This window comes from Streptomyces sp. AM25 (assembly GCF_058146165.1).
Window position 1 is genome coordinate 406,307 of the sequence record NZ_JBKIWN010000002.1, and the last position, 12,386, is coordinate 418,692.

13 protein-coding genes are annotated in these 12,386 nt (G+C 72.1%); 5 read left to right on the forward strand and 8 right to left on the reverse strand.

Translation table 11 applies throughout. The features are described from left to right. Positions 1–15 precede the first annotated feature (15 nt). On the reverse strand, positions 16–489 hold the full coding sequence (locus tag ACLHRZ_RS03825; RefSeq protein WP_490416778.1) for a universal stress protein: 474 nt from the start codon (positions 487–489) through the stop codon (positions 16–18). Positions 490–859: 370 nt separating this feature from the next. Here ACLHRZ_RS03825 and ACLHRZ_RS03830 point away from each other — a divergent pair, with 370 nt between their 5' ends. Together ACLHRZ_RS03830 and ACLHRZ_RS03835 are read left to right on the forward strand one after the other, a co-directional pair. Continuing rightward, a complete protein-coding gene (locus ACLHRZ_RS03830; RefSeq protein ID WP_490416779.1) occupies positions 860–1,618 on the forward strand; it encodes a hypothetical protein in 759 nt (252 codons plus the stop codon). Positions 1,619–1,782: 164 nt separating this feature from the next. Then, positions 1,783–2,901: a PP2C family protein-serine/threonine phosphatase gene (locus tag ACLHRZ_RS03835; RefSeq protein WP_490416780.1), complete on the forward strand. Its 1,119-nt coding sequence runs from the start codon at positions 1,783–1,785 to the stop codon at positions 2,899–2,901. Positions 2,902–2,934: 33 nt separating this feature from the next. Here the strand turns inward: ACLHRZ_RS03835 and ACLHRZ_RS03840 are convergent, their stop codons facing one another. After that, on the reverse strand, positions 2,935–3,405 hold the full coding sequence (locus ACLHRZ_RS03840; protein ID WP_490416781.1) for an aminoacyl-tRNA deacylase: 471 nt from the start codon (positions 3,403–3,405) through the stop codon (positions 2,935–2,937). Between the two features lie 67 nt (positions 3,406–3,472). Between ACLHRZ_RS03840 and ACLHRZ_RS03845 the strand changes: the two genes are divergently transcribed. After that, complete coding sequence (locus tag ACLHRZ_RS03845; RefSeq protein WP_490416852.1) at positions 3,473–4,558, forward strand: ArsR/SmtB family transcription factor; 1,086 nt, start codon at positions 3,473–3,475, stop codon at positions 4,556–4,558. A gap of 8 nt (positions 4,559–4,566) precedes the next feature. Here ACLHRZ_RS03845 and ACLHRZ_RS03850 read toward each other — a convergent pair whose 3' ends face one another. Further along, positions 4,567–5,580, reverse strand: coding sequence for an FUSC family protein (locus ACLHRZ_RS03850; protein WP_490416782.1), 1,014 nt, complete (start codon positions 5,578–5,580; stop codon positions 4,567–4,569). Between the two features lie 230 nt (positions 5,581–5,810). Between ACLHRZ_RS03850 and ACLHRZ_RS03855 the strand changes: the two genes are divergently transcribed. Further along, positions 5,811–6,014, forward strand: a complete 204-nt coding sequence (locus tag ACLHRZ_RS03855; protein ID WP_490416783.1) for a hypothetical protein — start codon at positions 5,811–5,813, stop codon at positions 6,012–6,014. Between the two features lie 1,010 nt (positions 6,015–7,024). Here the strand turns inward: ACLHRZ_RS03855 and ACLHRZ_RS03860 are convergent. The 4 genes from ACLHRZ_RS03860 to ACLHRZ_RS03875 all read right to left on the reverse strand — a co-directional run bounded on the left by ACLHRZ_RS03860 (position 7,025) and on the right by ACLHRZ_RS03875 (position 11,043). Further along, positions 7,025–7,315, reverse strand: coding sequence for a hypothetical protein (locus tag ACLHRZ_RS03860; RefSeq protein ID WP_490416784.1), 291 nt, complete (start codon positions 7,313–7,315; stop codon positions 7,025–7,027). Further along, complete coding sequence (locus ACLHRZ_RS03865; protein ID WP_490416785.1) at positions 7,316–8,767, reverse strand: MFS transporter; 1,452 nt, start codon at positions 8,765–8,767, stop codon at positions 7,316–7,318. 128 nt (positions 8,768–8,895) lie between these two features. Next, a complete protein-coding gene (locus ACLHRZ_RS03870) occupies positions 8,896–10,077 on the reverse strand; it encodes a sensor histidine kinase (RefSeq protein ID WP_490416786.1) in 1,182 nt (393 codons plus the stop codon). A gap of 57 nt (positions 10,078–10,134) precedes the next feature. Continuing rightward, complete coding sequence (locus tag ACLHRZ_RS03875; RefSeq protein WP_490416787.1) at positions 10,135–11,043, reverse strand: LysR family transcriptional regulator; 909 nt, start codon at positions 11,041–11,043, stop codon at positions 10,135–10,137. Positions 11,044–11,210: 167 nt separating this feature from the next. On the opposite strand from ACLHRZ_RS03875, the gene ACLHRZ_RS03880 reads away from it, so the two are divergent. Then, positions 11,211–11,858, forward strand: a complete 648-nt coding sequence (locus ACLHRZ_RS03880; RefSeq protein WP_490416788.1) for a response regulator — start codon at positions 11,211–11,213, stop codon at positions 11,856–11,858. Positions 11,859–11,901: 43 nt separating this feature from the next. On the opposite strand, the gene ACLHRZ_RS03885 is transcribed toward ACLHRZ_RS03880, so the two are convergent. Then, positions 11,902–12,309: a hypothetical protein gene (locus ACLHRZ_RS03885; protein ID WP_490416789.1), complete on the reverse strand. Its 408-nt coding sequence runs from the start codon at positions 12,307–12,309 to the stop codon at positions 11,902–11,904. Positions 12,310–12,386 lie beyond the last annotated feature (77 nt).

The following is a 12,386-nucleotide window of genomic DNA, read 5'->3' on the forward strand; positions in this document are numbered from 1 at the left end:
GACCGGGAACCCGGCCTACGAGGCCGGGGCGGCGGCGTTCCCGGCGGGCGGGACGACCATGACCGGGCAGGTGCAGTGGCGCAGGCAGTAGCGGCTCACCGAGCCCTTTATGAGGCGGTGCAGCACACCGTGCGTGCCGCCGCCCACGACGAGGAGGTCCCCGTCGTCGCCGGACGCCTGCACCAGCAGCTGCGCGGGCTCGCCGAACGCGGTGATCGGGGAGAACCGCACGTCGGCGGGGAGGCCGCCGAGGGCGCGCTCGCAGGCGCTGATGAGCTGCCGGTACGCCGCACGGTCCAGCTCCCCGGCCGTCCGCTCGTCCGGCGGCCAGAGCATGTCGACGTAGTCGCCCATGGGGGACGAGTAGGCGATCACCGGCTGGAGCGTGGCGTTGTGGCGCAGCGCCTCCTCCGCGGCCTTCCGCAGTGCGGCGAGACTGTTCTCCGATCCGTCGACCCCGACGACGACGCGGCGTACCTTGCAGCTCATTTCTCCTCCGTTTCCGCCCGCCGGCCGTATTGCGGCGCGTGAATTCCTTGCGCATCACGCATTTCGTCCGTACGGCGCGGGCCGAATTCCGTGGTTCCAGCCTGCGGGACGTGCCGGGTGCGGAGCATCGGCCGATCGGTCATCGGGGCGGGGGATGCTTCCGTCCATCGGCCGGGGGACGGGGCCATAGGCCACGCCTATTCCACTGTCGAGGAATTCTTCTTGACCTGCCCTGCGGATCGGGATTGTCTTTCGGCAGCGGAAGGGCGAAGTCCGCCGGTTCCGCAGTTCATTCCTCTCGCACTCCGAAAGATCACGGGTGATCAACGTGTCGAAATTCCGGAAGACGCACGGCAGGAGAATCCTTCTCGTGGGGGCGGCCGTGGCCGTCTCGGCCGGTGCCACCGCACTGCCCGCCGCAGCGGCCGACAAGCCGACCATCGGCCAGCTCATGGCGGACTGCGCCAGCGGCACGGGCAACTGCACCTTCAACGACCCCCAGGTGAAGAAGGCCTACCTCGGCGCCTACCACCAGGTCTCCGACACCCTCTACAACTGCAGCACCTCGGATGCCACACAAGGCCTGAGCTGGTCGGACTCCGTGGGGTCGACCGACACGGCCGAGTTCTCCATCACCAGCGGCGGAAAGATCGCGGGAATCGTCGACCTGAGCGTCACCGCGAAGTACGGGCACACCTGGAAGACCGAGCACAGCGACGGCGGCAGCATGGGGATGACGGTCAAGCCCGGCGAGGTCGGCTGGATATCCCGGGCCCAGGTGATGCACCAGGTCTCGGGCATGTGGCAGACCCACTACGACAACCCGCACTGGGGCCACTACTACTGGTACTGGAAGGACACCATCAACAGCCCCGCGCCGAACGACACCGACGGGGTCAAGAGCGCCGTCGTCATCAAGTCGCGCCCCATGACCGCCGACGAGAAGGCGTCCTGCGGCGCCCGCAACGCGCGTGTCTTCACCTCGACCAAGAAGGTGGAGGTTCCCCCGCCGGCGCAGCACGGTCCCGCGGCGGGCTCCGGCGGGTCCGCTCCGCGACCGGGCGACGACAAGACGCCACCGCCCGCGGTCGAGGAGAAGAAGGACAAGGACAAGGGAGCCGGCGCGTAACCGCCGCGGAGGGCTGTGGGCGTCCTCCGATCGGAGCCGGGGGCGGCCGACCGGAGGAACGCCGCCAGGGCCGCACCGTCGTCCCCGCGGCCGAAGCTGGAATCCGCGGGGCCCGGCCAGTCTGGCATGACGCACTCTTTTGTCCCGTCTCCAAGGAGTGGCTCATGAACAGGACTTGGCGTGCAGCCCACCCGCACCAGGGGCGGGCACGGTGCCCGGCGGATGCGGCCCTGGCCCTGCCCTGGCTGCTGATGGCCGCCATCGTGGTCGTCGACGTCCTGCTGCCGGTCTGGATGATCCTCTCGCCCGCGTTGGCGGCGGTGCCCGCCCTGGCAGCGGCCGTGGGGCGCCGCTCCGGATACCCGCTGCAGGTCGGCGCCGTCACCCTGGCCGCCAGCTTCATCAACGCCTGCCGCAACCACGACGTCCTGGCCGACACCCACGTGGCCACCCTGATCGGCATCACCCTGACCAGCTTCATCGGCTGGGCCATCGCGCTCTCCCGGACGCGCCGGCAGACCGAACTGGCGCAGGTCCGCTCGACGGCCGACGTGGCCCAGCGCGTTCTGCTGCGTCCGGTGCCCGCACGCCTCGGCCCCGTGAGCATCGCCGTCGACTACACGGCGGCGGCCGCGAACGCGCGCATCGGCGGCGACCTCTACGACGTGCGCATGACCCGGTGGGGGCTGCGCGCGCTGATCGGGGACGTACGGGGCAAGGGGCTGCCCGCGGTGGCCACGGCGGCCGCCGTGCTCGGGGCGTTCCGCGAAGCGGCCCACGACGAGCGGCAGTTGACCGGTGTCGTGCACCGCATCGCCGTCGCGCTCGACCGCGATCTGCCCGCCGGGACCGAGGAGTTCGTCACCCTGGCCGTGATCGGCCTCACCGGGACGCCCCGGGCCGGCGTCTCCTGCGCCGAGGTCGTCAACTGCGGACATCCCGCACCGCTCCTGCTGCGGCCCGGCCGTGCCCCGCTGGCCCTCGCACCGCCCGAGACGGTCCCGCCGCTGGGCGTGCTCCGGCCCGAGGACGTCCGTCCTCCACTGTTGCGGCACCTCGTGCGGGAGGGAGACGGCCTGCTGCTCTACACGGACGGCATCACCGAAGCACGTGACGCCGAAGGGGAGTTCTACCCCCTGGCCCGGCGCCTGGCGGCACTGGACACCGGTACGGGCGGGCCCGCGGACGTCCTGGAGCGTCTGCGCGCGGACGTGCGCGCCTACGCCGGGCACGCGCCGGACGACGATGCGGCCGCACTGTTCCTGCGTTACGACGGCGGGTGAGCGGCCGGGGCGGCGCCGTGCTCCCGCTGCAGGTTACCGTCGCAGGAGCGCCACTTGTGCCCGGGGGAGTCGGGCCAGGACCGCGGGCTGCACCTGAAGGGTGCGGTCCGCGGTTCCGGCACCGCAGAAGACCGGCTGTCCCGATGCCATGACGGCGGTGTCGATCAGGCACGGCACGCCGGGGCGGTGGCTGACCGGCGGGATGCCTCCCGGGACCAGGCCTTCCGTGCCGAGCAGATCGGGGCCGGCGACGCACAGCCGTGAGCGGCTGGTGCCGACGGCGGCCGCGACGCGGGCGAAGTCGAGGCGGTCCTGCGCGCGCAGCACCACCAGGAGCAGCGGGACCTCCGGGACGCTGAAGGCGAGTGTCTTGACCGCCTGTGACCAGGGGAAGGGCAGCGCCTGGCGCTCGGCGACACTGTGCGCGGGGACGTGCTCGTGGACGGTGTACGCGCCGCCGTCCGCGTCGAGCACGGCTTGCCAGGATGCTTCACGGAAACTCATGGGGGAAGGCTGAAGGAGCCGGAGAGGCCCGATCAACTGATTGTGAAATCCTGCAATCGTGATCACGATGCGCTTCGCCGAGACGGCCGAGGAGGACCTCGCCTTCTCCGTCTCCCCTCTGCTCGAAGCCGTCCACTCCTGGCACGTCCTCACCGACCCCGGACACCACGCCCTGCACGTCCCTTGGGTGCGCCGGTGCCGCCGGCTGCCCGCCACGCTGCGCCGGCACCTGCGCGAGCACGGTTTCGTGGTGGCCGACTACATCCCGGCCTTCTTCGAGAGCCGGGCGAACGATCACGATGCGGACTTCGCCGGGCAGCTCGCCGCCGTGCGCGCGCTGCCGCCCGCGCAGCTGGCCGCCGAACTCGCCCGGACCCTCGTCGACACCACCCGCTACCACGGGCACGAACTGGTCGAGAACGCCGCCACCCGGGACGCGGCCATCGCCGATCTCCACAAGGCCGACCCCGCCCGGGCCGCACGACTGAGCGACATCCTCACCGACCCCCTCCCCACCCTGGAGGGCGCGCTCACCGCGCTGGAGGACTACTGGAGTGCCGCCTTCGCCCACGAATGGGACCGCGTCGAACCCACCCTGCACGAGGCGATCACCCACGCGGGACAACGCATCGCCCACCAGGGCGTCTTCCCGATGCTCCGCACCCTCGTACCGCAGATCCGCATCGACCCCGCACACCGCACACTGCGCCTGGACCGCCCGCACCACCACGACATCACCGTCACCTCGGCACGCCCGGTCACCTTCACCGCCAGCCACTACGTGTGGCCCCACGTGCGCGTCACCTGCGATGCCCCCTGGCCCCTCCGGGTCACCTACCCCGCGCTGCCCCTCGCGCCCGCGTCCGCACCCCGCCCCGCGAGCCGGACGGAGATCCTCACCGCGCTCCAGGCCCTGGCTGCCGCTCCACGCCTTGAGATCGTCAACTGCCTCGCCGCACAGAGCCGCAGCACCCGGGAACTCGCCACTCTCCTCGGTCTGTCGGAGCCGGCCGTCTCCCGTCATCTGCAGCAACTGACCCGGGCGGGACTGACCACCGCCCGGCGCGAGGGCTACTACGTCCTCTACTCCCTCGACCCCACCCGCCTCGACCGGATCGCCGCAGCACTCACCGGACTCACCACCCGGGACTGACGCTCCGCCTACCCGTCGTCCTCCACGGCCCACAGCCAGCGGCTGGCCAGTACCGCGAGGGTCCCCCCGGCCAGGACCATCGCCGCCCTGACCACCGCCGCCCACCAGGGCAGGGGCCGGCCGTAGTCGCTGAGCAGGAGGAGCAGGACGGGCGAAGCCAGCGACCAGTAGGCGTAGTTGGCCGGCCGGAACGTGTAGGCCACCGCGCCGGAGACGCCGACGATGACGGCGACGGCCGCCGGACTCGGGCGGCAGAGCAGCAGCGCGGCCGCCACCACTCCGCCCAGCGCGTTGCCGACCAGCCGTTTGAGGGCCTTCGTGCGGGTCTCCCCGTGCGTGGGCCGGAGGCTGAGCAGGAGCGAGGTGACCAGCCAGTGGCCCTGGCCCCACAGCGAACCCTCCCAGCCGGTGGCCGCCGTGGCCGCGCCGGTCAGGAGACCGGTACGGCCCGCGTGCCGGAGCGCGGCGCCGGAGGGATGCGGGCGCTGCTGCCGGTCCTCCGCCGCCCTCCGCGGGCGCGGCAGCAGCAGGAGAGCCGTCCAGGCGCAGGCCGCCGCCTCGGTGACCCCCGGCCACGGCAGCGGGCTCCCGCCGTCGCCGGTGATGCCGAGGAGCAGGACGGCCAGCGCCGCCGTCGTCCCCACCCGGGGCAGCAGCGCCCCGGCGAAGGCGGCCACGGCCACACCGGGAGCGAGCGCCGCCACGGACCGGCCCGCCAGGGCCACGTAGACCCCGGCCGCCGTCGTCCACAGGCCACGGGCGGCCAGATGCCGTGCCCGCTCGGCGGTCCCGGCCCCCGGCGGCAGCGGCATGGCCATGAGCACCGCGCACAGCGCAGCCGTGGCACCGATGTCGGACCGGCCGGTGCGGATGCCGAACGCCAGGGGACCGGCCAGCGCCACGCCCGCGGCGATGCCGTCGGCGTATGCGGGCCTCCCCTCAGGGCGCAGGAGCGCGGCGAACGCGCCCGCGCAGCGGCCGGTCATCCGCCGTAGGCGGCGCCTGCACAGAGTCACGGCCACGGTGCGACAGTACCCGGCGTACAGGCCGACTCGTCCGTCGGTCGACTGAAGCAGGGCCCTCTGACCAGCAAATTTGCAGGTCAGAGGGTCTTTTGCTTCCTCGGGGCCGCGTAGCCGCTTGCTGACTCTTCGTGTCTATTGCGGCCTGTTTCTCGGTGCTGTGTGGCGATTGTGCGGCGGCGAGAAGGGGCTCCGCGGGCACCTCGACCTGGCAGATCTACGGTTGAGACGTGGACTTCAAAATCGACGCGGATGAGGAGCGGGTGCTCTTCCTCGTCCTTGGACACCTGAATGCAGGTGACACCCCGTCCGTGGGTGAACTGTCCGAGGTTGCAGGCCGGGCCTGCGATGTGGACGGCTGCCCGTCGGTCACAGGGCTATCACCCGTGGCGATAGCCGCCGCACGCGGCCATCGTGTGAACTTCCTGGTATAGACCGGCACTTCGACCACAAGCGCGAGCGTTCGGGTATCTCCAGCCTGCTGGGTGGTTTGCGGTCCGCGGTTCGCGATACCTCTCTGTCGAGGACGGCGTATCTACGCAAAATGAGATGAGAGCTGCGGGTGCGTCACCTCCGGACTCGGATCGTGACGCCCGGCCCATGAAAGCTTCTTACCCAACCCCGGCTGCCACGCCGGGCCATCGGGAAACGATCTCGAAAAACGAGAGGGGCGATCAATGTCAGCCAGTCGTAGCGCCCGACCGCCCATCGTGTCGCTATCCCTGAGGAGAACACTGTCGTGATCGGAACATCGCCTGCCGGGCGGGTAGCCGACACTCTGGTCCTGCTGGGAGCACTGATGATCGGCACCGCAAGTCCGGCTGCGGCTGCTGCCGGCCCGGCTCAGGTTTCCAGTCCGGCTCAGATCAGCCAGCTTCTGCCATCCCTTCCGCAACCAGTCAGGGATGCCCTCATGGCACTCAAGGGTGGATGTGACGAGACAAAGCTTGGCGAACTCAAAGCCGCGGCGAGCCGCACCCGGGTGATCGGTCCGGCCCTCAGCAGGATCCCTGACTGCGCGACCTTTGAGAGGCTGGCGAACCGCGGAGGGGGGAGTTGATCTACTCGTAGCAGACAGCTGAGAGCACGTCACAACATGCTGGCAGGATGGCTATTCGCAAGAGTGCAGCATGCTCTGGTTCCGGACTTCGCTCATCTGAAGACGGTGGATCATGTGGCCGCAGGGGACGGCCGTCCGACGGCTGTGGGTCTCTCGCCCGTGGCGGGAGCCACGGTGCGCAACCTTCGATTCGGGCGGCGCGGGGGCCCGGAGTGACCATCGGACCTCCCGGAGAGGCCTTGGACATGCCGTTGGGCCTCTCCCCAGAGCCGCTTCCGGACAGCTCTTCCTGCGCCGTCAATGCCGACTGGGCAAGGCGCAGTTGTGGAGGCGGAGCCGGGTCCGGCCGCGGCCATCGTTCCGCCTGCCGCGTCGAGCAGGGTGTCAGTCACTCAGGCTCTCTTCCTGGCGCAGTCGGTGCCGGTACGTGCGGATAGTGGATGCGGATACATGGTGTCCGTAGCGGTGGAGGATCCAGACGAGTTCCTCGGCCGAGGTGCCGGCCAGAAGATGCCCCTCGAACGTCGTGCGCTTACGGTCGTCGAGGGCTTCCCAGATCGCCAGTTGTCGGGGGCCGGGCCGTCCCAGCAGGGCATCGCTCATAAGGAAGGCGCGGCCCCGCTCCGAGGCCAGGCCCTGGGTCGGCCACGCGAACGAGGAGGAGACGGAAGGCACCTACAAGCACCAGGCGGCCGGCTCGGCTTCCGAAGGCCGTACCGCCGTCCCACGGGCGGACCTCTCCGCGCGTACGCCCGTGACGAGGACGCCTGCCGCCGCCACCGCCGCACCGCACCCGGTGATGATCCACCACACGGGGTGTGCTGCGGCCGTGAACCCCGCCGCGCCGGCGGCGGCCGCGGAGCCGTGCAGTCCGGAGGAGAGCACCGCGCCGAGCACCGCCACCCCCATCGCCACGCCCACCCGGCACGTCGCCATGGTGATGCCCGAGGCCACCCCGGCCTGGGAACGCGGCATGCCGGAGACCGCGAGGGCGGTCGCGGGGACGTCCACGAGCCCGATTCCGGCACCGAACAGCCCGTACGCCACGAGCAGCAGGACGGCGGAGTGCTCCGCGTGGAAGACGGCGCACGTCAGCCCGCTCAGCGCCATGGCGGAGCCGGCGAGGACCAGCGGCAGCCGGGCTCCGCGGGCGCCGGTCAGCCGCCCCGCCACCGGGGCCAGGAGCATGGTCATGACCGGCATCGGCAGCATCCACAGCCCGGCGGGCAGGGCGGACAGCCCGCGCACGTCCTGGAGGTAGAGGGTGCTGATGAACAGGAAGCCGCCCAGCGCCGCGAAGGAGACCAGGGAGACGGCCACCGAGCCGCTGAAGGGGATGCTGCGGAAGAACCGCGGATCGACCAGAGGATCACGGCGGCGGCGTTCGCAGGGGACCAGGCAGAGCAGGGCCAGCGCGGCAGCCGTCAGGCAGCCGTACACCGCAGGGGCGTCCCAGCCCAGGCGGGGCGCCCGGATGACGGCGAACGTCAGACAGCCCAGGAGCACGACGACCAGGGCCTGGCCCGGCGGATCGGCCCGGCGGGGCGTCGCCGTGCGCGACTCCGGCAGGCAGCACGCGGTGAGCACCAGAGCAGCGAGCCCGATCGGCACGTTGACCCAGAAGACCGACCGCCAGCCGTCACCCGCCACCAGCACACCGCCGAGCAGCGGACCGGCGGCCAGGCCGATCCCGAACGAGCTGCTCCAGGCGCCGATCGCCCGGTCGCGCTGCGCCTTGTCGGTGAAGGTGTGTGTGAGGACCGAGAGCGAGACGGGGCCGACCAGCGCACCGCCGAGCCCCTGCAGCACCCTGAAGCCGACGAGACCGTCCAGGCCGGAGGCGAGGCCGCACAGCGCCGAGCCGAGGACGAAGACGGCGGAGCCGGCCAGGAACATACGCCGGCGGCCGAAGCGGTCGCCCAGGGAGCCCGCGAGCAGCATCAGCGAGGCCACGGTCAGGTTGTAGGCGTCGATCACCCACTGCATGCCGCCCACGGAGGCGTGCAGGTCCCTCTCCAGCGCGGGCAGCGCGATGCCGACCGCGGTGCTGTCGATCCCCACCATGAGCGTCACCAGGCAGCTGACCGTCAGCACCAGCCTGCCCCGGGCGGAATTCAGCGTGATCACGTGCGGACCTCCCGTCCGGCTGCGGATTCGGCGGACGAAGCCCTGATCCGGGCCTCGTCGTCGACCGTAGGCAGCCGCACCGCGCCTCCTGTGTCCACCGACCGGTGGACGGACCGGGGGAATCGCGGCTACGTGCCGGGCAGCCGCACCTCGACCGTCGTGGACCGCCCCGGGGCGCTGTCCACCGTGAACCGGCCGCCGGCGCTCTCGATCCGCACGTAGTGGCTGGCCAGCCCGATGTGGCCGGACGCCATCCGCTGCCGGACGACGGCCGGGTCGAACCCGCGGCCGTCGTCGCGCACCGTCAGGACGGTGTCGCCTCCGTCCCGCGCCAGGGACACCCGTACCCGGGTCGCACCGGCGTGTTTGACGACGTTGTTCAGGAGCTCCCTGGCCGTGGAGTACAGCAGCGCCTGGCCCGGCACCGGGCCGTCCAGCCGCAGGTCGTAGTGGACGGTGAAACCGCCGCGGCGCGCGGCGTGCTCGCCGGCCGACTCGAGGGCGGCCGCGAGTCCCACCGAGGTCAGGACCTGCGGGTGCAGGTCGAAGATGACCTCGCGCAATTCGCGGACCGTGCCCCGGACTTCGGCCGCGGCGCGCGCGAGGGTCTCCGACGGGGCCCGTTCCGCCTCCTCCTCCACGTCCTGCAGGGCCGCCAGCAGGTTCTGCACGGCGCTGTCGTGCAGCGCATCCGCCAGATCCGCACGCTCCCGCTCCTCGGCGTCGAGGGCGTTCCGCAGCAACGCCTCCCGGGTGTCCAGGAGTTCGGACACCCGGCTGCTCCGGTGCTTCAGCAGCGCGGCGATCAGCACACCGGCCCCGACGTCCCACAGCAGGTACGCCTCGTCGACGACGACCGGCCAGACGGCCGGCGCGGCGTCGGAGAACAGGTGGGGGAGGGCCATGGCGGCGTAGGCGGCCATGCAGGCCGCGCCGAGCCAGGCCGTCACCACCGGCAGCTGCCACAGGCCACTGGCCATGGGCAGCACGAAGTAGGCGTAGCGCACCGCGGATTGGGGGCCGCCGGACAGGGCCGAGAGGACGCCGACGGCCACCACGTCGATCGCGGCCGCCCGGACCGCGCCGTGCACTCCGGCCAGCGGATGCCGGTGCACTCCCACCAGCCGGGCGACGCTCCAGCAGGCGTACGCCGCCAGGGCGCCGTAGAACCAGGGGACCGTCACGGGCGCCGACGGTTCCAGGGCCGCGAGCAGGACCGGGACCAGCAGGGGCAGCCGCAGCCATGCCACGTAGCGCGTCGTCAGCTCCGCCACGTCGCCGAACTGCTGCTCACGCCACCGAGTCGTCATCGCACCATCCGGAACGGCACGCAGGGGCACCACACCACACATGCGGCACGGGCGACGCTACCCGTCCGGACCTTTCTCCGCCGTGCAGCGGCGCAGGGCGGCGGCGTGCGCGAGCGTTCCGGCCGGGGCGTCCGGGGCCGCGAAGAGGACGATGTCCGCCGTGGCCCGCGGGACGAGGGCCACGGTCTGCGAGCGCAGCCCGGGCGGCAGGGAGCCGAGCGGGACGGCGGTGAGGCCGGCGCCGGACGCGGCGAGGGCGACCGCGGCGTCCGCGGTGGGCACGGAGAGCGTCGCCGGGCGGGGAACCGGGCTGTCCGGGCGGCTCTGCCCGAGGAGCGACAGCGGTGCCCCTCCGTCGCCCGGGTAGTGGATCCAGCGGCGGCCGAGCAGATCCCGCACCGGCACGGTCTCCCCGCGCAGGGGGTCGTCCTCGCCGCACACCACGACGATCTCCTCCACCTGCCAGGGCCACACCTGCCCGTGCCACCTGGCCGGCCGGGGGCCGACGGCCAGGTCGGCGGTGCCCGAGGCGAGGGACTCCTGCAGCAGCCGCCGGCTCCCGTGCACGCCGACGGCGAGGCGGGTGCCCGGGTGCGCGAGCGCCCAGGAACGCAGCGCGGGGAGCAGACCGGTGAGGAGCGAGGGCAGGGTGGCGACCCGCAGGGTCTCCCCGTCGCCGCCGGCCGCGGCCAGGGCCGCCGCCCGCCCCTGCCCGGCGCTGCGCAGCGCCGTCCGGGCGTGCGGCAGGAGTGCCTCGCCCGCGGGGGTCGGCCGCACGCCGTCGGGGCCGCGGACGAGCAGGGGAGTGCCCACCGCGCCTTCCAGGGCCTTGAGCTGCTGCGACACCGTCGGTTCGGTCACGTGCAGGCGGCGCGCGGCGCGCGTCAGACGGCCCTCGCCGACGGTGACGACCAGGTATTCGAGCTGGCGCAGGGAGAGGCTGCCGGCGCCTTCGGGTTCACGCACCGCGGTCCACCTCCTCCTCGCACGGCACCCGGCCAGCCTGCCGCCGCCCGCCGCGCAGGGATGTCCGCCGATCGGCGGAGGGGCCGTACGGCCCGCCCCTCCCTCGTGCGGCGCAGCGGGAATCTGCCTATCGTCGAAACGGGGGCGAAAGGGAAGGCGGTGTCGGCGTGCCCGATTCCGACGCGCGCGTGACGGTGGTCGTGGCCGACGATCACCCCGTCTTCCGTGAGGGCATCACCCGGGGGCTGGAGCAGAGCGGACAGGTGCAGGTCGTGGCCGAGGTCGCCGACGGCGAGGCCGCGCTCGAAGCGATCCGCGCACACGAGCCGGATGTCGCGCTCATCGACTACCGGATCCCCAGACTGGACGGCATCGCCGTCGTCCACGCGGTGGTCCGCGATCAACTGCGCACCCGCACGCTCCTGTTGTCCGCCACCACGGACAGTGCCGTGGTCTACAAGGCGATCGAGGAGGGGGCCTGCGGCTACCTTGCGAAGGACGCCAAGCGTTCCGAGATCGTCGACGCCGTGCTGAAGGTGGCGCGCGGCAAGCGGGTGGTGGCCGAGGAGCTGACGAACGGCCTGGCGGACGAGATCCGGCTCCGCGCCGACCGCGGCACCGTGGTGCTGTCCGAGCGCGAACGCCAGGTCCTTCGCGGTTTCGCGAAGGGGCAGAGCATTCCGGAACTGGCCGCGGAGCTGTACCTGGGGGTGAGCACGGTGAAGACGCACGCGCAGCGGCTCTACGAGAAGCTGGGGGTCTCGGACCGTGCCGCCGCCGTGGCGGAGGCGATGCGGCACGGTCTGCTGGAGTGAGGTCGCAAGCGCACGACGTGCTGCCACGCACCGCGTGGGCCGCTCAGAATCCCGCCGGAGCGTCCTCGATGTCGGAGATGAGCTTGGTGCTCAGGTCGCTCTGCACGGCCAGTTGGGTGTGCCCGGCGTCCGGGCCGGTGCCCCAGGTGAGGGTGACCGTGGTGAACAGGTGCCCGGCGCCGGAGTCGTGGTACTGCACCTCCCAGCGGGTGGGCACGTCCTGGGCGCGCAGGACGCCGTCGGCGTGGTTGGCCTCTTCCCACGCGGCCAGCCGCTGTTGGAGGTCCTCCGTCAGGTAGTGGGCGCGCAGTCGGTCGGACAGGTCGTCGGTTCCGTCGTCGACGGCGTCGATGTACGCCCCGTAGAAGTCGGCCACCCGGTCCACCGCGGAGTCCGGGCTTCCGCTGCGGCTCGGGGCGCCCTGGGCCGTGGTCGTGTCGTCGTCCGGCATGAAATCCCCCCTGGAGCAATGTGGTTCAGGTCCTGCTCTTGGCGACATACTTCCCTGTTCCGGAGGAACTAGTCCTG